This window comes from Pseudomonas abietaniphila (assembly GCF_900100795.1).
GTDB classification, from domain to species: Bacteria; Pseudomonadota; Gammaproteobacteria; order Pseudomonadales; family Pseudomonadaceae; genus Aquipseudomonas; species Aquipseudomonas abietaniphila.
Map to the genome: position 1 here is coordinate 74,882 of NZ_FNCO01000016.1, position 17,141 is coordinate 92,022.

Sequence of the window (17,141 nt, forward strand, 5' to 3'; positions counted from 1 at the left end):
TGGGATTATTTCCCCAGCCGCCTCAACTCATCCGATTCCACCACCCGAATCCCGTCCTGTTCTTCCAGCGCCAGGCGCCACAGCGCGCGAGCCAGCTGGCAGGCTTCGATGCCGCCGTATTTGCCGGGAATCAGCTTGGCAATTGGCGCCGCCAACTGCTCGACCAAGCGCTGGTCTTCGCGCTCGCCAATCAACAGGGAAGGGCGGGCGATGGTCAGTTGCGGCCAGTTCTGGTCCTTCAACGCTTCTTCCATTTCGCCTTTGACGCGGCTGTAGAAAATGCTGGATTCAGGGTCGGCGTTTACCGCGCTGATGACCAGCAAATGACGCGCGCCCATTTCCCGGGCGCGCCTGCCGAAGGCCACGACCATGTCCATGTCGACGGCGCGAAACGCATCTTGAGAACCGGCTTGTTTGATCGTGCTGCCCAGGCAGCAAAACGCGATATCGACCCGACCGCCCAGTTCGGCGAGCAGGGAAGTGAAGTCGCCTACGGGGTTTTCCAGATGAGGATGTTCGGCCAGCGGGCGGCGGCTTGGCGCCAATACGCGGCTGACGGTGGGCTCATTGAGCAAGCGATCGAGCAGGTGCTCGCCTGTCAATCCAGTCGCTCCGGCAAGCAGGATGTGTTGCGGCGTCAAGTACATGGTCTTTCTCCCTTGATACGCACAAGCATAGGCGCTCTATCGGAACAGACTATGTACGGATGACGCTGGTTTCACAAAACTCACCAATTTTTCATGTTGCGGTGATGTTGGCCGCCGAAGCAGGGTATCAGTGGCTGGCCGCCGCCTTCATGCCTTTGCCGACCGACACGGTGTTCAACGCCCGCTCTGCCTGGCTTTTACGCAGTTGCTGCCAGCGTGCGAGCACGCCTTTGGGCGCCCAGATCTGCGGTTCGGAGGCGTCGAAGTTTTCTTCGATTTCCCGCTGCGCCACGATTTTTTTGGCGTCGTTGAAGGCTTGCATCAGGTCATCGGTTTCCACCAGCGCCTTGCCGAACAGGGCCTCGCCAAAATAGGTGAAGTCAGCTTCTTCGGAGCAACCGAACGACACGCGATCCTCACGGGATGCCGTGATGACCATGGTTTTGTCGTCTTTGATGGCCGGGATGAAACCGCCCGAGTAGCAGGCCGAGATCACCACCACCTTGTCTCGATTTTTCAACGGCGCGAGCACGCCGGCCATTTCGTTGGCGGGCAAGTCCGAGAGTTCGAGGCGCGGCTGGTCCAGCACCAGTTCGTGATCGTGGGTGCCGTGGCTGGTGAGGTAAATGAAGATCAAGTCTTCCGGGCCGCTGCGCTGGGCCAAAGTTTGCACGGCGCGGCTGATGTTTTCTCGGGTCGCCAGCGGGCGATCGGCCATGTGGTCGCGGTGGTTCACCAGTGAAATCTGGCCGTAAGCGCCGAAGCGGCTCGACAGCAGCGTGTTGACGTAATCCGCTTCGCGCAGGAAGACACTCTGCTTGCCGTCGCCGCCAACCACCAGGCTGTACAGCTCAGTCGCCGGCGTGGAGGCCGGTACGGCGGCGAGGGCCTTTTCCAGCAACGGCCCTTGTGCGAGCAAGCCGACCTCCAGCGGATCGGGCAGCAGCTTGCCCATCGCGTCGCGCACGCGCTGACCGTTGGACCACGTGCCGCTTTGCACACTGCCGTCTGCAGCGGTCAATACGCCAGCGCCCTGGTAGTTGTCGTTGTCGAACTGGCCGACATAGAGGCTGCCGTCGGGCAATTTCAAGCGGCCTTCGCCTGCGAAACGCCAGTTACGGAATTGCCCTTGATAGTTGGTGCCGTCTGAACCGATCAGCTCACCTTTGCCGGTGAATGCGCCGTCCTTGAACTGGCCGGACCAGACATCGCCATCGGCGTTTTCATAGCGGCCGCGACCGTTCAACTGATTGTTGTGAAAGCCGCCGACGTATTGATCGCCGTCGGCGCTGGTGAAATTGCCGGTGCCTTCCAGTTGGCCGTCGACGAATTTGCCACTGAATTGATTGCCCGCCGCGTCGCTGCGCTGGCCTTCGCCGTTGGGTTTGCCATGGGAGAACTGGCCCTGGTATTCGCTGCCGTCTTCGAGTTCCAGATGGCCGAGGCCGTCATAAAGGTCGGCCTTGAACTCGCCGCGGTAACTCATGCCGTGCTCTTTGAGCGTGCCTTCGCCGTCGCGTCGCCCCAGTTTGTAGCCGCCGACGTAACTGCCGCCGCTGGTCGTCAGCGTGCCCTGACCGTCGAACAAACCGTCCCGGAAGCCGCCTTTATAGACATCGCCGTTGCTCGCGTGCCACTCGCCCTGACCGTTCCACTGACCCTTGGCGAACTCTCCGGCATACCAGCTGCCGTTGGGGTAGTCGATGCGCCCTTTGCCTTGCAGCACGCCGTTGACGACATCGCCCCGATAGCGGCCGCCGTCGGGCAAGCGTGCGTCAGCCGGCAACAGCGATTCGCCGTCACCGCACGCGGTAATCAGAAGGGTAAGGGCCAGAGGGGCAAGCGCGCGCATGGTAAATCCCGAAAATGAGGTGTTTCGGCGTGATCAGATTCGTGGACTTGTATCGAGTCGCTCACACAGCCGCAGCGAGTATGCCGTAGCCGGGAAGCGTGGTGAAACAGTCTGTTACGACTGTTTCACGTTTCAGGCGTTTTACACGAAGGCGAGAGAGAGGGGTTCAGCGATGAACGCAGGTTTCTCCTGGCCTTCGATTTCAAGCGTTGCGGTGGCTTTGAGCAGCCACTGGCCGGGCTTTTTCTCGGTGACTTCCGTGAGGGCAACTTTTAGACGAACGCGCGAATCCACCTTCACCGGTTGAATGAAACGCACGCTGTCCAGGCCGTAATTGACTACCATCTTCAGGCCTTCTGGCAGCACCAGCAGCGATTCCATGAGTTTGGGAATCAGCGAGAGGGACAGAAAACCATGGGCGATGGTCGAGCCAAACGGTGTTTGCGCCGCTTTGACCGGGTCGACGTGGATGAACTGGAAGTCGCCAGTGGCTTCGGCAAACAGATTGATACGTTCCTGGTCGATGGTCAGCCATTCGGAACTTCCCAGTTCCTTGCCTTCATAACTCTTGAGCGCTGCAACAGGTACATAGGGCATCGATACTCTCCTTAGTGAATCGTTTTCGGCGTGCGGTTTTGTTTTTTCAGGGATCTGCGGCTATAGGCTTCTTTATTGCTTCGCTCGATCGCGGTTTATGAGCTCATGCAGGAGCGCGCTTGCCCGCGATTGCGGTACGTCTGTGATGCATTCGTCGACGGACACTCCGCGATTCGCGGGCAAGCTCACTCCCACAAGGGCTGCGCCGGACTTGAAGATCAGCACGCTCAGGGCCATTGGTCAAGAATCCGAAGGCTTGCGAATACCGACCCATAGCCGACGAGACTGCGTGCGTATAATGGCGCCGCGAATTTGCTGGAGTTTTTTATGTTGCTAAGAGGCCTGACATGGCTGGTGCTGTTCCAGCTGGTGGGAACGGCGCTGAATCATTTGTTCCTGTCGATCCTGCCCGGGCCGATCATCGGGCTGGTGCTGCTGATGGTCTACCTGATGATCCGTGGAGAAGTTACCGAGCCTATCAGCCTGGCCGCCAGCAGTCTGTTGCGTTACCTGCCGTTGTTGCTGGTGCCGCCTGCCGTGGGCGTCATGGTGTACGCCGGGCAGATCGCTGACGATTTCTGGGCCATTGTCGGGTCGCTGGTGTTGTCCCTGATGATCTCGCTCACCTTTGCCGGCTGGTTGATGCAGAAGCTCATCGACCGTCAGGCCCGTCGCCGGGAGCCATCATGAGTCTGGATTGGCAGGGCGCCTGGTTGTCGGTGATCCATCACCCTCTGTTCGGCATCGCCATCACGCTGGGCGCCTATCAAGTGGTGCTGGCCGGTTACGAGAAAACCCGCTGGGTCTTTCTGCAGCCGGTGCTGGTCTCGATGCTGGTGGTGATCGGCGTGCTGCTCACCTGTGGGTTGAGCTACGTCGAGTACCGCAAGAGCACCGAGATCCTCAGCATCCTGCTGGGGCCTGCGACCGTGGCGCTGGCAGTGCCGCTTTATCTGAATCTGCGGCGTATCCGTCAGTTGTTCTGGCCGGTCTTGACTACGCTGGTGATTGGCGGGGTGTTTGCGACGGCACTGTGCGTGGGGCTGGGTTACGTGCTGGGCGCCGATCACATGATCCTGATGACCATGGCGCCCAAGTCGGTGACCTCGCCAATTGCCATGCTGGTGGCTGAACAGATTGGCGGTGTAGCGGCGCTGGCTGCGGTTTTCGTGTTGATCACAGGCGTCATTGGCGGCATATTCGGCCCCGGCCTGTTGACCCTGGCGGGTGTGCAAAGCCCGGAAGCAAGGGGCATGGCCCTGGGGCTGACGGCCCACGCGGTGGGAACGTCGGCCGCCTTGCAGGAAGGTGAAGAGTGCGGTGCCTTTGCGGCACTGGCCATGAGTCTGATGGGTGTCGCCACGGCGTTGTTCCTGCCGTTGGCGGTGTCTCTGGTTGCTTGAGGGTGTGTCTATGTCGTTGCCGTTGTTTCCGCTGAACGCTGTGCTGTTCCCGGGGTGTGTGCTCGATCTGCAGATTTTCGAGGCGCGCTACCTGGACATGATTGGCCGCTGCATGAAACAGGGTGAGGGCTTTGGTGTGGTCTGCATCACCGAGGGCAGTGAAGTTGGCAACGTGCCTGAAGGTTTCTCGCAGATCGGGTGTGAAGCGCTGGTGACTGATTTCCAGCAACAGGACAACGGTTTGCTGGGCATTCGCGTGGTGGGCGGTCGACGGTTTCGGGTGGTCGAAGCCCAGACCCAGCGCGACAACCTGTTGCTGGCCGAGGTGGCGTGGCTGGAGGAGCCGGACGAAAAGCCGCTCCAGGAAGAGGACGAAGACCTCGTTGCGCTGCTGGCCGCACTGGCAGAACACCCTATGGTCGCCGCGCTGAACATGGGCCTGACGGCCAGCGGCCAACAGTCACTGGCCAATCAGTTGGCCTACCTGCTGCCGTTCGCCGAGGAAGACAAGATCGAGTTGCTGGAAATCGACGACGCGGAAGAGCGCCTCGACGCGATCCAGGATTTGCTGGATGAGATGCAGGGCGATATGCAGGCATGACCTTGCTCGCTTGAACGGTAGGCGCGCTTGCCCGCGATTGCGATACATCCCTGGCGTCGGTGTCGACTGATACGGTCTCATCGCGGGCAAGCGCGCTCCTGCAATGTGTCGCTCGTTCGAGCTGCGCTCAATACTCATACCGAATCAAGCCATGCGTCATCGAGTGGAAGGCAAACCCTCCCAACAGCGCGACCATGGCCGGTAACAGCAGCCACCACACCCGTAACGGCAAGGGTGGCAACACGTCCTTGTTCTGCACGAACGCCAGGCTCGCCGCACAGGTGAAGAACGCCAGCAGCATTCCCGCCAGGACATCCGTCGGCCAGTGAACGCCCAAGTACACTCGCGACACGCAGATCGATGCCGCAGGGATCGCGCCAAGCAGCAACCAGGTCATGCGTAACCGTGCCGGTTGCCCTCTACCCGCCAGAACCGCCAGCGTCATGAACAGCGCGAACGACGCCGAGGCATGTCCACTCGGCATGCTGAAGGTCGAGAGCGGTTCGGCCAGCACCTCTGGCCGCGCCCGGGCGAATGTGTGCTTCATGCTCTGATTGATGATCGCCGCGCCCAGCGTCGTGGCGCAGGCGAAGATCGCATGGCGCCATTGGCGAGTGGCCACCAGGATGATCAGCAGCAGGGCAGCCGCGCAGAACTGTGTCCTGAAGTCGCCAAGACCGGTGACCAAAATAACGAAGTTTTGCGCCGCTTCGCTGCGATGTTCCTGCACCAGCGTCATCACGCCCTGATCGAGGTGCGCCAGATACGGCCAGCCCAGAAACACCGCGATCAGCATGATCAGGCTGGTCAGGGCGATCAGCCTGGTCGCGTTGCGCCTGGCCCGCAGGCTGCTCTGTATCGCCACGCCGAGTAGCAACGCCAGCCCCGCGCCCACAAACGCGGCCTCCGGCCAGAACCCTTCAGGCAACGGCAGGCGGATGGCCGCGCCGGTCGCCCAACCCGGCAGAATGTAGGCCACTGACCAACCGGCCGCTGCGATCAGGCTGACGCCGGCGAAGCGCACGAACGGCATGTCGAACATCCCGGCCACCATCGGCAGCATCGGGCGCAGCGGGCCGATGAAGCGACCGACCAGCAGGCTGGCGATGCCATAGCGCTGGAAGTAGGTTTCGGCGCCTGCAATCCATTCCGGGTGATGACGCAAACCCGGCAGGCGGCGGATGTTCTGATGGAAGCGTCGCCCCACAAAGTAGGACACGACATCGCCCAGCAGGCCACCCAGAAAACCCAGCAGCAGCGCTTCGCTCAAAGGCAGGATGCCGCTGCCGGCCAGCGCGGCGATGGCGAACAAGGCCACGGTACCCGGCACGATGATGCCGGCGATGGCCAGGCATTCCAGGCACGAAACCAGAAAAATCGCAGCGCCCAGCCACGACGGGTTGACGGTCAGCCACGCGGTGATGCTGTCGAGCCATGCGCCCATGGGTCAGTGTCCTTGCTCGATAATGAAGTAGTCGCGGCCTTCGACTTGTCCGCGTCGCAACGGGTTCCGCGTGCAGAACCGTGTGTATTCGGCATCGACGAAGCGGTACATCAAGTGCTCGTCGCGTCCTGCGGTGATGCCCAGACGGGCCGCTTGAATGATTTGCGCAGGTCGCTGCCCGACGTCTTCAACGAAGATCCGCTGGGGGTCGAAGCGCTTGGCGTCCCACATCGGCACTTTCAGGCCGAGGGCTTTGCACAGCAGCGTTTGTCCCGCGCACAGGCGCTCTGGCGGGCGGACATTGCCGCTGGCGTCGGGGTTGTTGAGTTGCATCTGCGCCAGGCTGTTTACGTCCGAGAGCGCATCCACCCACGGATAAGCCGATTTGATCAGCACCGCGTTGCCCGGTCCCTGTGCGCTGAAGTTCAGCGAGTCGCCGCCGCGTGAGTAATACATATAGATGTGGCCGCCATCCAGAAACAAAGCCTTACGTTTTTCTGTATAGCCGAGCGACGCGTGGCTGCCTTTTTCCTCGAGGTAATAGGCTTCGGTCTCTATGATGCGCGCCGACAGCCACAACTCACCGACCTTGTGACGGACAACTTTGCCCAGCAAATCGCGGGCGAGCGTCTGAGCGTCACGGTCGAAGAAGCTGTCGGGCAAGGCGCGGGAGGGCTGGTCGGGCATGGCGTTTGGGGTATCCGCATATCGGACCGCGATGATAGCAACGTCGGGCTTAATTGCAGCTGAATGGCGAGGGAGCGTTCGGACGGTTTCTTTGCAGGAGCGCGCTTGCCCGCGATGCGTTTTGTTGATGATCATTCCCACGCTCTGCGTGGTAGTGCCGTACGTGACGCTCCGCGTCCATCATCGGCGGACGCGGAGCGTCCAAGGCTGCATTACCCACGCAGAGCGTGGGAACGATCATTGCAAACGCCGTTATCACCGAACAAAACCGGCTTATATCGACCATCCGCCTGTCGCCGCTGTCGTTCAGCCCGCCCGACAGCTATAATCGGCCGCTTTCCTCTCTGCCAAGACCTCTGAGACCATGACTGAGTCCGTTCTTGACTACATGACCCGCCTGGGTCGCGCCGCCCGCGAAGCTTCGCGCGTGATCGGTCGTGCCAGTACGGCGCAGAAAAACCGCGCGCTGGCCGCCACGGCTGCTGCGCTGGACGCCGCCCGTGACGAACTGACCGCCGCCAACGAGCAGGATCTGGCGGCTGGTCGCGCGAACGGTCTGGAACCTGCCTTGCTTGAACGCCTCGCCCTGACCCCGGCTCGTATCGACAGCATGATCGCCGGTTTGCGTCAGGTTGCCAGCCTTCCCGATCCGGTCGGCACGATCCGCGACATGAATTTCCAGCCTTCGGGCATTCAGGTTGGCAAAATGCGCGTGCCGCTCGGCGTGGTCGGCATCATCTATGAGTCCCGTCCGAACGTGACCATCGACGCCGCCAGCCTGTGCCTGAAGTCCGGCAACGCGACCATCCTGCGGGGCGGCTCCGAGGCCATTCATTCAAATCGCGCTATCGCCACCTGCATTCAGCGTGGTCTGGCCGAAGCCGACCTGCCGGCTGCCGTGGTGCAAGTGGTCGAAACCACCGACCGCGCCGCCGTTGGCGCCTTGATCACCATGCCGGAATACGTGGACGTCATCGTTCCTCGCGGCGGCAAGGGCCTGATCGAGCGCGTCAGTCGCGATGCCAAGGTGCCGGTTATCAAGCATCTGGACGGTATCTGCCATGTGTATGTCAGTGCACACGCCGACCTGGCGTCTGCGCAGCGCATCTGCTTCAACGCCAAGACCTATCGTTACGGCATCTGCGGTGCCATGGAAACGCTGCTGGTGGATCAGGCGATTGCCGCTGAATTCCTGCCGCAAATGGCCGGTCAGTTCCGCGAAAAAGGCGTCGAGCTGCGCGGGTGCGAGCGTACCCGTGAGCTGATCGATGCGATCCCGGCGACCGAAGAGGACTGGCACACCGAGTATCTGGCGCCGATCCTGTCAATCCGCGTCGTGACCGGGCTGGATCAGGCCATCGAGCACATCAACCATTACGGTTCGCACCACAGCGACGCCATCCTCTCCGACTCTCAGGCCCAGACGCGCCGCTTCATGGCGGAAGTCGACTCCAGTTCGGTGATGATCAACGCGCCCACCTGCTTTGCCGATGGTTTTGAGTACGGCCTGGGTGCCGAGATCGGGATTTCCACGGACAAGATTCACGCCCGTGGGCCGGTCGGTCTGGAAGGCCTGACCTGCGAGAAGTACATCGTCGTCGGTGACGGTCGCCAGTTGCGTGGGCAGGGGCCTGCCTGACTTGGCCGATATTCGGCAGCACGCAGGCAACCTTGCGAAAGCTGTGAACGAGCCTGCCGGGGAAGCACCTTCCACTGCACGCAAGCCGAAGCGTATCGGCATGCTGGGGGGGACGTTCGACCCTGTGCACATCGGCCATTTGCGCGGCGCGCTGGAAGTCGCCGCGCTGCTTGAACTCGATGAGTTGCGTCTGACGCCCAGCGCCAGACCGCCTCATCGCGATACGCCCAGTGTTTCGGCACAGGACCGTCTGGCGATGGTTCAGTGCGCGGTCCAGGGCGTGTCGCCGTTGACGGTGGATGACCGCGAATTGTTGCGGGACAAGCCGTCGTACACCATCGACACGCTGGAATCGATGCGCGCTGAACTGGCCGTCGATGACCAGCTGTTTTTGTTGTTGGGATGGGACGCCTTCTGCGGGCTGCCTTCCTGGCATCGATGGGAAGAGTTGCTGGAGCACTGCCATATCGTGGTGCTGCAACGCCCGGACGCCGACAGCGAGTCGCCGGACGCCATGCGTAACCTGCTGGCGGCGCGCGCGGTCAGCGATCCGAAGGCCCTGAAGGGTCCTGGCGGACACATTACATTCGTCTGGCAGACGCCGCTTTCGGTGTCTGCCACCCAGATCCGCCAACTGCTGGCCAGCGGGAAGTCGGTACGTTTTCTGGTGCCAGACGCGGTACTGGCCTATATCGATACGCACGGGCTTTACCGTGCGTCGAACTGAAGGTGTGTTTCGACGCTGCCGAGAGCGCGAAGAAACACCCAAACACACGAGCTGAATGAGTTTTATATGACGAACAAAGATGCAGTGATTGAAAACCCGATGATCAAAGTGATCACCGATGCCCTGGCGGACGTGAAGGCGCAGGACGTCCAGGTGCTGGACGTACGCGACAAGCAGAGCATCACCGACTACATGATCATCGCGACCGGTACCTCCAATCGCCAGATCAACGCGATGCTCGACAAGGTTCGCGAAGAGGTCAAGAAAAACGGTCTCAAGCCGTTGGGCGAAGAAGGCAAGGGCGACAGCGACTGGGTGCTGCTGGACCTGGACATCGCCATCGTGCACATGATGACCGCCTCCGCACGCCAGTTCTACGACCTGGAGCGTCTGTGGGCCGGTGCCGAGCAGAGCCGTTCGGCCAGTGCTGCACACCACAGCCCGGAAGTCGCGCATGAGCACTTCACCAAGCTCAACAAAGAGCAACAATAAGGGCTCATTGTGCGTCTGCGTCTGATTGCTGTCGGTTCACGCATGCCCAAGTGGGTGGAAGAAGGCTGGCATGAATATGCCAAGCGTCTGCCATCCGAACTGGCGCTGGAACTGGTAGAGATTCCGCTCAACACCCGTGGCAAAAACGCCGACGTGGCACGCCTCATCCGTCAGGAAGGTGAGGCCATGCTGGCGAAAGTGCAGCCGGGCGAGCGGATCGTCACCCTCGAAGTGCACGGCAAACCGTGGAGCACCGAGCAGCTGTCGGTCGAGCTCGACCGCTGGCGGCTGGATTCGCGCACAGTCAACCTGATGGTCGGTGGCCCGGAAGGGCTGGCGCCGGAAGTCTGTGCCCGTGCCGAGCAGCGTTGGTCGTTGTCGCCGCTGACGTTGCCGCACCCGCTGGTGCGCATCCTCATCGGTGAGCAGATTTATCGTGCCTGGACAGTGTTGTCCGGTCACCCTTATCACAAGTAGCGCTGCTGCCTTCACTGTGAACACGCCCTAAATGTCTCAGCCGATTCGCCTGAAAGACCACGAAAAGGACGCACGCTTGGTGCGCAGCCGAGTCGTGGTCGGTGCCGTGGCCGTCATCGTGCTGATCTGCGTGTTGGTGGCGCGTCTGTATTTCCTGCAGGTCATCCAGTACGACTATCACTCGACCCTGTCGGAAAACAACCGGGTTCATGTGCAGCCGATCCCGCCGAGTCGCGGGCTGATTTTTGACCGCAATGGCGTGGTGATCGCCGACAACCGGCCCAGCTTCAACCTGAGCATGACCCGCGAGCGCTCGGGCGGTGACTGGGCCAAGGTTCTCGACACGATCATCGAAGTGCTGGAGCTGACGCCGGATGACCGGATCATCTTTGAAAAACGCATGAAACAGGGGCGCCGTCCGTTTGAGCCGGTGCCGATCCTGTTCGAGCTGACCGAGGAGCAGATCGCCCGGATTGCGGTCAACCAGTTTCGCCTGCCGGGCGTCGAAGTGGTCGCGCAGTTGATTCGGCATTACCCGCAGGGCGCGCATTTCGCCCACTCCGTGGGATACATGGGGCGTATCAACGAGAAAGAGCTGAAAAGTCTCGACCCTGTGAACTACAGCGGCACCCACCACATGGGCAAGACTGGGATCGAGCGGTTCTACGAGCCCGAATTGCACGGTCAGGTGGGCTACGAAGAAGTCGAAACCAACGCGCGTGGTCGGGTGCTGCGGGTTCTGAAGCGGACCGATCCGGTGCCGGGCAAGGACATCGTCCTGAGCCTCGATATTCAGTTGCAGGAAGCGGCCGAAACCGCGCTCGCCGGACGTCGTGGCGCCGTGGTGGCGCTGGACCCGAACACCGGCGAAGTGCTGGCGATGGTCAGTCAGCCAAGCTTCGACCCTAATCTGTTCGTCACCGGCATCAGCTTCAAGGCTTACTCGGAACTGCGGGATTCGGTGGATCGGCCACTGTTCAACCGCATTCTGCGAGGCCTGTACCCGCCGGGTTCGACCATCAAACCCGCCGTGGCCATCGCGGGCCTGGACTCGGGCGTCGTGACGGCCAGTACCCGGGTGTTCGACCCCGGCTACTACATGCTGCCCAACTATGATCACAAATACCGTAACTGGAACCGTACCGGTGACGGCTGGGTCGATCTGGACACCGCGATCATGCGATCCAACGACACCTATTTCTACGACCTGGCGCACAAGGTCGGCATCGACAGGCTGTCGGCGTACCTGAACAAGTTCGGCATCGGGCAAAAGGTCTCGCTGGACATGTTCGAAGAATCGCCCGGCCTGATGCCGTCCCGCGACTGGAAGCGGGTCACCCGACGTCAGGCCTGGTTCCCGGGCGAAACGCTGATCCTCGGTATCGGTCAGGGCTACATGCAGGCCACGCCGCTGCAACTGGCTCAGGCCACGGCGCTGGTGGCGAACAAAGGCAAATGGAACCGTCCGCATCTGGCCAGGACCATCGAAGGCCAGAAACCGGTGGATGAAAACCCGATTCCCGATATTGTCCTGCGCGACCCGTCCGACTGGGGCAAGGTCAATCACGGCATGCAGCAGGTGATGCACGGTGCCCGTGGGACCGCGCGCAAGGCGGCCATCGGCGCGCAATACCGCATCGCGGGCAAGAGCGGTACGGCGCAGGTCGTCGCGATCCGTCAGGGTGAAAAATACGATCGCTCGAAAGTGCAGGAGCGCCACCGTGACCACGCGTTGTTCGTGGGCTTCGCGCCGGCCGACAACCCGAAAATCGTCGTGGCGGTCATGATTGAAAACGGTGAATCGGGCTCCGGCGCCGCTGCACCTGTCGTGCGTCAGGTCATGGATGCCTGGCTTCTGGACCCTCAGGGTCATCTGAAACCCGAATACGCCAGCAATACACTGCCTCCGGAGACCGCGGCCCGTGAAGAGTAATTTCGACCGCATCCTCTCCAGCGAAGACGTGATGCGCCGTCGCGCCACCTTCCTGCAGAAAATCCATGTCGACGGCCCGTTGCTGATCCTGCTGCTGACACTGGCGGCCGGCAGCCTGTTCGTCCTGTATTCCGCCAGCGGAAAGAGCTGGGACCTGTTGATCAAACAGGCGACCTCGTTCGGCATCGGCCTGGTGTCGATGTTCGTGATCGCGCAACTCGAGCCGCGCTTCATGGCACGCTGGGTGCCGATCGCTTACGTCTTCGGTGTGCTGCTGCTGGTCGCGGTGGACGTGATGGGCCACAACGCCATGGGCGCCACGCGCTGGATCAACATTCCTGGCGTGATCCGTTTCCAACCGTCGGAATTCATGAAGATCATCATGCCGGCGACCATCGCCTGGTACCTCTCCAAGCGCACGTTGCCTCCGCATCTGAAGCACGTGGCCGTCAGCCTTGGGTTGATCGGGTTGCCGTTCATCCTGATCGTGCGCCAGCCGGACCTTGGCACCTCGCTGCTGATTCTGGCGTCCGGGACCTTCGTACTGTTCATGGCAGGCCTGCGCTGGCGCTGGATCATCAGTGTGATCGCAGCGGCTGTGCCCGTTGCGGTGGCGATGTGGTTCTTCTTCATGCACGACTATCAGAAGCAACGCATCCTGACCTTCCTTGACCCTGAGAGCGATCCGCTGGGCACCGGATGGAACATCATCCAGTCCAAGGCGGCGATTGGCTCGGGCGGGGTTTTCGGCAAGGGCTGGTTGCTGGGCACCCAGTCTCACCTGGATTTCCTCCCGGAAAGCCACACCGACTTCATCATTGCGGTGTTGGGCGAGGAGTTCGGTCTGGTGGGTATCTGTGCCTTGCTGCTGATCTACCTGCTGTTGATCGGTCGCGGCCTGGTCATCACGGCTCAGGCGCAGACGCTCTACGGCAAGCTGCTCGCAGGCAGTCTGACCATGACGTTTTTTGTGTATGTTTTCGTCAACATCGGTATGGTCAGCGGCTTGCTGCCGGTGGTGGGCGTTCCATTGCCCTTCATTAGTTACGGCGGAACTTCGCTGGTGACGCTGCTGTCAGCGTTTGGGGTTTTGATGTCGATCCATACCCATCGCAAGTGGATCGCTCAGGTTTGATTAAGGTGAACAATTCAATGCAAGTAGTGCGTGGCTGGGCTGCTCGATATGCGCCGCTGGTCGGTCTGATGGGCATCCTCGGTTCAGTGCAGGAGTCGCTTGCGGGTGACTATGAGGGCTCTCCTCAGGTCGCACAGTTCGTCAGTGACATGACTCGGGATTACGGCTTCGCGGGCGAGCAATTGATCGAAGTGTTTCGCAATGTTGAGCGCAAACAGTCGATTCTCGACGCCATTTCGCGGCCCGCCGAGCGGGTCAAGACGTGGAAGGATTACCGGCCGATGTTCCTGACCGACGCGCGTATCGCGCGAGGTGTGGACTTCTGGCGGCAGCATGAGGCGGTGTTGGCGCGTGCCGAACAAGAGTACGGCGTGCCCGCCCAGGTGATCGTCGCGATCATTGGTGTCGAAACCTTTTTTGGTCGCAATACCGGAAATTACCGGGTAATCGATGCTTTATCGACGCTGAGTTTCGACTATCCTCCTCGTGCCGAGTTTTTCCGCAAGGAGCTGCGTGAGTTTTTGCTGCTGTCCCGCGAGGAACAGGTGGACCCGTTGACCCTCAAAGGCTCGTACGCGGGTGCCATGGGGTTGCCGCAGTTCATGCCCAGTAGTTTCCGCGCGTATGCGGTGGATTTTGACGGTGATGGCCACATCAACATCTGGAACGATCCGGATGATGCGATTGGCAGTGTGGCCAGCTATTTCAAACGCCATGGCTGGGTCGCGGGCGAGCCCGTGGTCAGCCAGGCCAGCGTTCGCGGTGATCGGGTCGACGAGGGTTTGAGCCCGGGAATCGAGCCGGTGAAGACCGTCGGGGAGTTGCGAGCCTTGGGGTGGGCGAGTCATGATGCGCTGCGCGATGATATGCCGGTCACGGCGTTTCGCCTTGAGGGCGACAAAGGCCCTGAATACTGGATGGGTTTGAAGAATTTTTACGCAATCACGCGTTACAACCGCAGCGTGATGTACGCCATGGCCGTGCATCAGCTGTCTGAAATGCTTGTTCAAGCTCGGGGCGTCAAGTAATGCGGTCATTGCCGATGCAACAACCATTGAAGTTGATGGCCTTCGCGGCGCTGGCATTGCTGGTCGTCAGTTGCTCCACCAGTCGACCGACCCAGCAGGGCAACGTTATCCGCGCGCAGCCAGGGCTGGACATCAACCGCGCCCATAAAGACGGTGCGCCGTGGTGGGACGTTGATGTGTCGCGTATCCCCGATGCCGTGCCGACCCTGCACACCGGTCCTTACAAGGCCAACCCGTACACCGTCCTGGGCAAGACGTATTTTCCGCTCAGCGACTCCAGTAACTACACCGCGACCGGCACTGCGTCCTGGTACGGCACCAAATTTCACGGGCAGAACACTGCCAACGGTGAAGTGTATGACCTGTACGGCATGAGTGCGGCGCACAAGACGCTGCCGCTGCCCAGTTACGTACGCGTCACCAATCTGGACAACAACCGCACTGTGATCCTGCGGGTCAACGATCGTGGGCCGTTCTATTCGGATCGCATCATCGACCTGTCCTACGCCGCAGCGAAAAAACTGGGTTACGCCGAAATCGGCACCGCTCGGGTAAAAGTTGAAGGCATCGATCCTGCCCAGTATTGGGCGCAGCGCGGCAAACCTGCGCCGCTGATGCTCGATCAGCCGCAAGTGGCAAGTAATCCTCCGCCACGGCAGGCGCCGGTTGCAGCGCCGGTGATCACCGCATCGGCGGGCACCATCGAGCAATGGACGCCGCCACCGGCCCAACACGCCGCGCCGGTATCACCGGTTCCGATCGACGCAAAAAAAAACGTTTCCGGACAAGCGTCTGGGCTGTTTCTCCAAGTGGGAGCCTTCGCCAACCCGGACGCTGCGGAACTCCTGAGGTCGAAACTGAGCGGGATGGTTCGGGCCCCGGTTTTCGTGAGCTCGATAGCGCGCAATCAACAGACGCTCTATCGCGTGCGGATGGGGCCGGTCGACACGCCGGGTGAAGCCCAGCAACTGCAAAACAGCGTAAGGTCGGCCAATCTGGGCTCGCCAAGCGTGGTTACATCGGATCAGTAACGTCAGACCAGTGATTCGCTTCCCGTAACGGGAGCGAGTCGACGTTGCCTGGCAAGCGACTTGCCGCCAGAGCAAGCGTTGTCAGCAGCATTTCACGGGTTCATCTGTAGAATGTGAGCCCGTTTGCCGGGGTAGCCCGGCACCACCGCTTTGCCCGCGAGGGCATGTTTGCCCATTAGCATTTTCGAGAGACGGATGAACATCACCACCTTTGCAAAACGCCTTTGCCTGTTAATCCCGCTATTCACCGCACCTGTCGCGTTCGCAGCAGAACAGATGACGCCGTCGGCACCCCAACTGGCTGCCAAGGCTTACGTGCTGATGGATGCCAACAGTGGCAACGTTCTGGTCGAAAACAACGGTGACCAGCGTCTGCCGCCGGCCAGTCTGACCAAGCTGATGACCGCATACATCGCTACGCTGGAAATCCGCCGTGGCCAGATCGGTGAGAACGACCCGGTCACCGTCAGTGAAAACGCCTGGCGTACCGGCGGTTCGCGGATGTTCATCAAGGTGGGCAGCCAGGTGACCGTCAGCGACTTGCTGCACGGCATCATCATCCAGTCCGGTAACGACGCCAGCGTGGCGCTGTCCGAGCACATCGCCGGCAGCGAAGACGCGTTCGCCGACATGATGAACAAGACCGCAGGCGATCTGGGGATGGTCAACAGCCACTTCATGAACCCTACCGGTCTGCCAAACCCTGATCACTACGCCACCGCTCACGACATGGCGATCTTGGCCCGTGCAATCATCCACGAAGACCCGGCTCACTACGCGATCTACTCGCAGAAGGAGTTCTTCTGGAACGGCATCAAACAGCCAAACCGTAACCTGCTGCTGTGGCGTGACAAGACCGTCGACGGTCTGAAAACCGGTCACACCGAAGAAGCGGGCTACTGCATGGTGTCCTCGGCCGTTCGTGATGGCATGCGTCTGATCGCCGTGGTGTTCGGCACCAACAGTGAACAGGCTCGTGCGGCTGAAACCCAGAAGCTGCTGACCTACGGTTTCCGTTTCTTTGAAACCCAGACCTTCTATCAGAAGGGCACCGAGCTGGCTCAGGCTGCCGTCTGGAAAGGCACCGAGCGTCAGGTAAAGGCCGGTCTGGCGGACGATCTGTCCATGACCATGCCTAAGGGCGAGATGAAGAAGCTGACCGCCAGCATGACCATCAACCCGAAACTGGTTGCTCCCATCGCCAAAGGCGACGTGATCGGTCAGGTTGAAGTGAAGCTGGACGACAAGGTCGTTCGCACCGCTAATCTCATCGCCATGGACGCTGTCGAAGAAGGTGGTATCTTCCGCCGCCTGTGGGACAGCATTCGCATGTTCTTCTACAGTCTGTTCAACTGATCGCGATTGATCACTGACTGACCGTTGCTCCCTACGCCCCTGCCGCCATCGCGGTGGGGGACTGTCCGTTTTCCGGCTTACGAGGCCGTCAC

The 17,141-nt window shown here is 60.9% G+C and carries 16 protein-coding genes and 1 pseudogene; 12 read left to right on the forward strand and 5 right to left on the reverse strand.

Annotation, left to right across the window (positions count from 1 at the left end; translation table 11 throughout):
* Window positions 1-5 precede the first annotated feature (5 nt).
* The 3 genes from BLS87_RS25630 to BLS87_RS25640 all read right to left on the reverse strand — a co-directional run bounded on the left by BLS87_RS25630 (window position 6) and on the right by BLS87_RS25640 (window position 3,096).
* On the reverse strand, window positions 6-647 hold the full coding sequence (locus BLS87_RS25630) for an oxidoreductase (protein ID WP_074756985.1): 642 nt from the start codon (window positions 645-647) through the stop codon (window positions 6-8).
* 127 nt (window positions 648-774) lie between these two features.
* Complete coding sequence (locus BLS87_RS25635) at window positions 775-2,499, reverse strand: C13 family peptidase (protein WP_074756987.1); 1,725 nt, start codon at window positions 2,497-2,499, stop codon at window positions 775-777.
* A 141-nt stretch (window positions 2,500-2,640) separates the two neighbouring features.
* Window positions 2,641-3,096, reverse strand: a complete 456-nt coding sequence (locus tag BLS87_RS25640; RefSeq protein WP_074756989.1) for a MaoC family dehydratase — start codon at window positions 3,094-3,096, stop codon at window positions 2,641-2,643.
* Window positions 3,097-3,423: 327 nt separating this feature from the next.
* Here BLS87_RS25640 and BLS87_RS25645 point away from each other — a divergent pair, with 327 nt between their 5' ends.
* From BLS87_RS25645 to BLS87_RS25655, 3 genes are read left to right on the forward strand one after another with little or no spacing between them, the layout of a single operon-like run.
* Window positions 3,424-3,786 carry a CidA/LrgA family protein gene (locus BLS87_RS25645; RefSeq protein ID WP_074756991.1) on the forward strand — a complete coding sequence of 121 codons (363 nt, stop codon included), beginning with the start codon at window positions 3,424-3,426 and terminating at the stop codon, window positions 3,784-3,786.
* Window positions 3,783-4,499, forward strand: coding sequence for an LrgB family protein (locus BLS87_RS25650; protein ID WP_074756992.1), 717 nt, complete (start codon window positions 3,783-3,785; stop codon window positions 4,497-4,499). Before BLS87_RS25645 ends, BLS87_RS25650 begins: the two co-directional genes overlap by 4 nt.
* 10 nt (window positions 4,500-4,509) lie before the next feature.
* Window positions 4,510-5,100, forward strand: coding sequence for an LON peptidase substrate-binding domain-containing protein (locus BLS87_RS25655; protein ID WP_074756994.1), 591 nt, complete (start codon window positions 4,510-4,512; stop codon window positions 5,098-5,100).
* A gap of 127 nt (window positions 5,101-5,227) precedes the next feature.
* On the opposite strand, the gene BLS87_RS25660 is transcribed toward BLS87_RS25655, so the two are convergent.
* Both BLS87_RS25660 and BLS87_RS25665 read right to left on the reverse strand, forming a co-directional pair.
* On the reverse strand, window positions 5,228-6,544 hold the full coding sequence (locus BLS87_RS25660; protein WP_074756996.1) for a bifunctional DedA family/phosphatase PAP2 family protein: 1,317 nt from the start codon (window positions 6,542-6,544) through the stop codon (window positions 5,228-5,230).
* 3 nt (window positions 6,545-6,547) lie between these two features.
* A complete protein-coding gene (locus tag BLS87_RS25665; protein WP_074757114.1) occupies window positions 6,548-7,231 on the reverse strand; it encodes a DNA-3-methyladenine glycosylase in 684 nt (227 codons plus the stop codon).
* Between the two features lie 364 nt (window positions 7,232-7,595).
* On the opposite strand from BLS87_RS25665, the gene BLS87_RS25670 reads away from it, so the two are divergent.
* From BLS87_RS25670 to BLS87_RS25710, 9 genes and pseudogenes are all read left to right on the forward strand, one after another.
* Complete coding sequence (locus tag BLS87_RS25670) at window positions 7,596-8,870, forward strand: glutamate-5-semialdehyde dehydrogenase (protein WP_074756998.1); 1,275 nt, start codon at window positions 7,596-7,598, stop codon at window positions 8,868-8,870.
* Window positions 8,871-8,913: 43 nt separating this feature from the next.
* A complete protein-coding gene (gene nadD, locus BLS87_RS25675) occupies window positions 8,914-9,597 on the forward strand; it encodes a nicotinate-nucleotide adenylyltransferase (protein ID WP_074757116.1) in 684 nt (227 codons plus the stop codon).
* Between the two features lie 105 nt (window positions 9,598-9,702).
* A pseudogene (gene rsfS, locus BLS87_RS25680) lies at window positions 9,703-10,089 on the forward strand (ribosome silencing factor); the annotation flags it as partial.
* 9 nt (window positions 10,090-10,098) lie between these two features.
* On the forward strand, window positions 10,099-10,566 hold the full coding sequence (gene rlmH, locus BLS87_RS25685; RefSeq protein WP_062384870.1) for a 23S rRNA (pseudouridine(1915)-N(3))-methyltransferase RlmH: 468 nt from the start codon (window positions 10,099-10,101) through the stop codon (window positions 10,564-10,566).
* A gap of 31 nt (window positions 10,567-10,597) precedes the next feature.
* A complete protein-coding gene (gene mrdA, locus BLS87_RS25690; RefSeq protein ID WP_074757002.1) occupies window positions 10,598-12,499 on the forward strand; it encodes a penicillin-binding protein 2 in 1,902 nt (633 codons plus the stop codon).
* A 31-nt stretch (window positions 12,500-12,530) separates the two neighbouring features.
* Window positions 12,531-13,634: a rod shape-determining protein RodA gene (gene rodA, locus BLS87_RS25695; protein WP_167362106.1), complete on the forward strand. Its 1,104-nt coding sequence runs from the start codon at window positions 12,531-12,533 to the stop codon at window positions 13,632-13,634.
* A 17-nt stretch (window positions 13,635-13,651) separates the two neighbouring features.
* Complete coding sequence (gene mltB, locus BLS87_RS25700) at window positions 13,652-14,662, forward strand: lytic murein transglycosylase B (protein WP_074757006.1); 1,011 nt, start codon at window positions 13,652-13,654, stop codon at window positions 14,660-14,662.
* The gene (locus tag BLS87_RS25705) at window positions 14,662-15,693 is read left to right on the forward strand and encodes a septal ring lytic transglycosylase RlpA family protein (protein ID WP_074757008.1); all 1,032 of its coding nucleotides are present in this window, start codon (window positions 14,662-14,664) and stop codon (window positions 15,691-15,693) included. Before mltB ends, BLS87_RS25705 begins: the two co-directional genes overlap by 1 nt.
* Before the next feature lie 195 nt (window positions 15,694-15,888).
* Window positions 15,889-17,049 carry a D-alanyl-D-alanine carboxypeptidase family protein gene (locus BLS87_RS25710; protein WP_074757010.1) on the forward strand — a complete coding sequence of 387 codons (1,161 nt, stop codon included), beginning with the start codon at window positions 15,889-15,891 and terminating at the stop codon, window positions 17,047-17,049.
* Window positions 17,050-17,141: the final 92 nt, after the last annotated feature.

What these genes read in the sequence shown, in the direction of transcription:
- BLS87_RS25635 (WP_074756987.1), bottom strand. Translation starts at nt 2,499, where the DNA reads ATGCGCGCGCTTGCCCCTCTGGCCCTTACCCTTCTGATTACCGCGTGC.
- BLS87_RS25665 (WP_074757114.1), bottom strand. Translation starts at nt 7,231, where the DNA reads ATGCCCGACCAGCCCTCCCGCGCCTTGCCCGACAGCTTCTTCGACCGT.
- BLS87_RS25660 (WP_074756996.1), bottom strand. Translation starts at nt 6,544, where the DNA reads ATGGGCGCATGGCTCGACAGCATCACCGCGTGGCTGACCGTCAACCCG.
- BLS87_RS25650 (WP_074756992.1), top strand. Translation starts at nt 3,783, where the DNA reads ATGAGTCTGGATTGGCAGGGCGCCTGGTTGTCGGTGATCCATCACCCT.
- mrdA (WP_074757002.1), top strand. Translation starts at nt 10,598, where the DNA reads ATGTCTCAGCCGATTCGCCTGAAAGACCACGAAAAGGACGCACGCTTG.
- BLS87_RS25630 (WP_074756985.1), bottom strand. Translation starts at nt 647, where the DNA reads ATGTACTTGACGCCGCAACACATCCTGCTTGCCGGAGCGACTGGATTG.
- BLS87_RS25670 (WP_074756998.1), top strand. Translation starts at nt 7,596, where the DNA reads ATGACTGAGTCCGTTCTTGACTACATGACCCGCCTGGGTCGCGCCGCC.
- BLS87_RS25640 (WP_074756989.1), bottom strand. Translation starts at nt 3,096, where the DNA reads ATGCCCTATGTACCTGTTGCAGCGCTCAAGAGTTATGAAGGCAAGGAA.
- BLS87_RS25645 (WP_074756991.1), top strand. Translation starts at nt 3,424, where the DNA reads ATGTTGCTAAGAGGCCTGACATGGCTGGTGCTGTTCCAGCTGGTGGGA.
- mltB (WP_074757006.1), top strand. Translation starts at nt 13,652, where the DNA reads ATGCAAGTAGTGCGTGGCTGGGCTGCTCGATATGCGCCGCTGGTCGGT.
- BLS87_RS25705 (WP_074757008.1), top strand. Translation starts at nt 14,662, where the DNA reads ATGCGGTCATTGCCGATGCAACAACCATTGAAGTTGATGGCCTTCGCG.
- BLS87_RS25710 (WP_074757010.1), top strand. Translation starts at nt 15,889, where the DNA reads ATGAACATCACCACCTTTGCAAAACGCCTTTGCCTGTTAATCCCGCTA.
- BLS87_RS25655 (WP_074756994.1), top strand. Translation starts at nt 4,510, where the DNA reads ATGTCGTTGCCGTTGTTTCCGCTGAACGCTGTGCTGTTCCCGGGGTGT.
- rodA (WP_167362106.1), top strand. Translation starts at nt 12,531, where the DNA reads ATGCGCCGTCGCGCCACCTTCCTGCAGAAAATCCATGTCGACGGCCCG.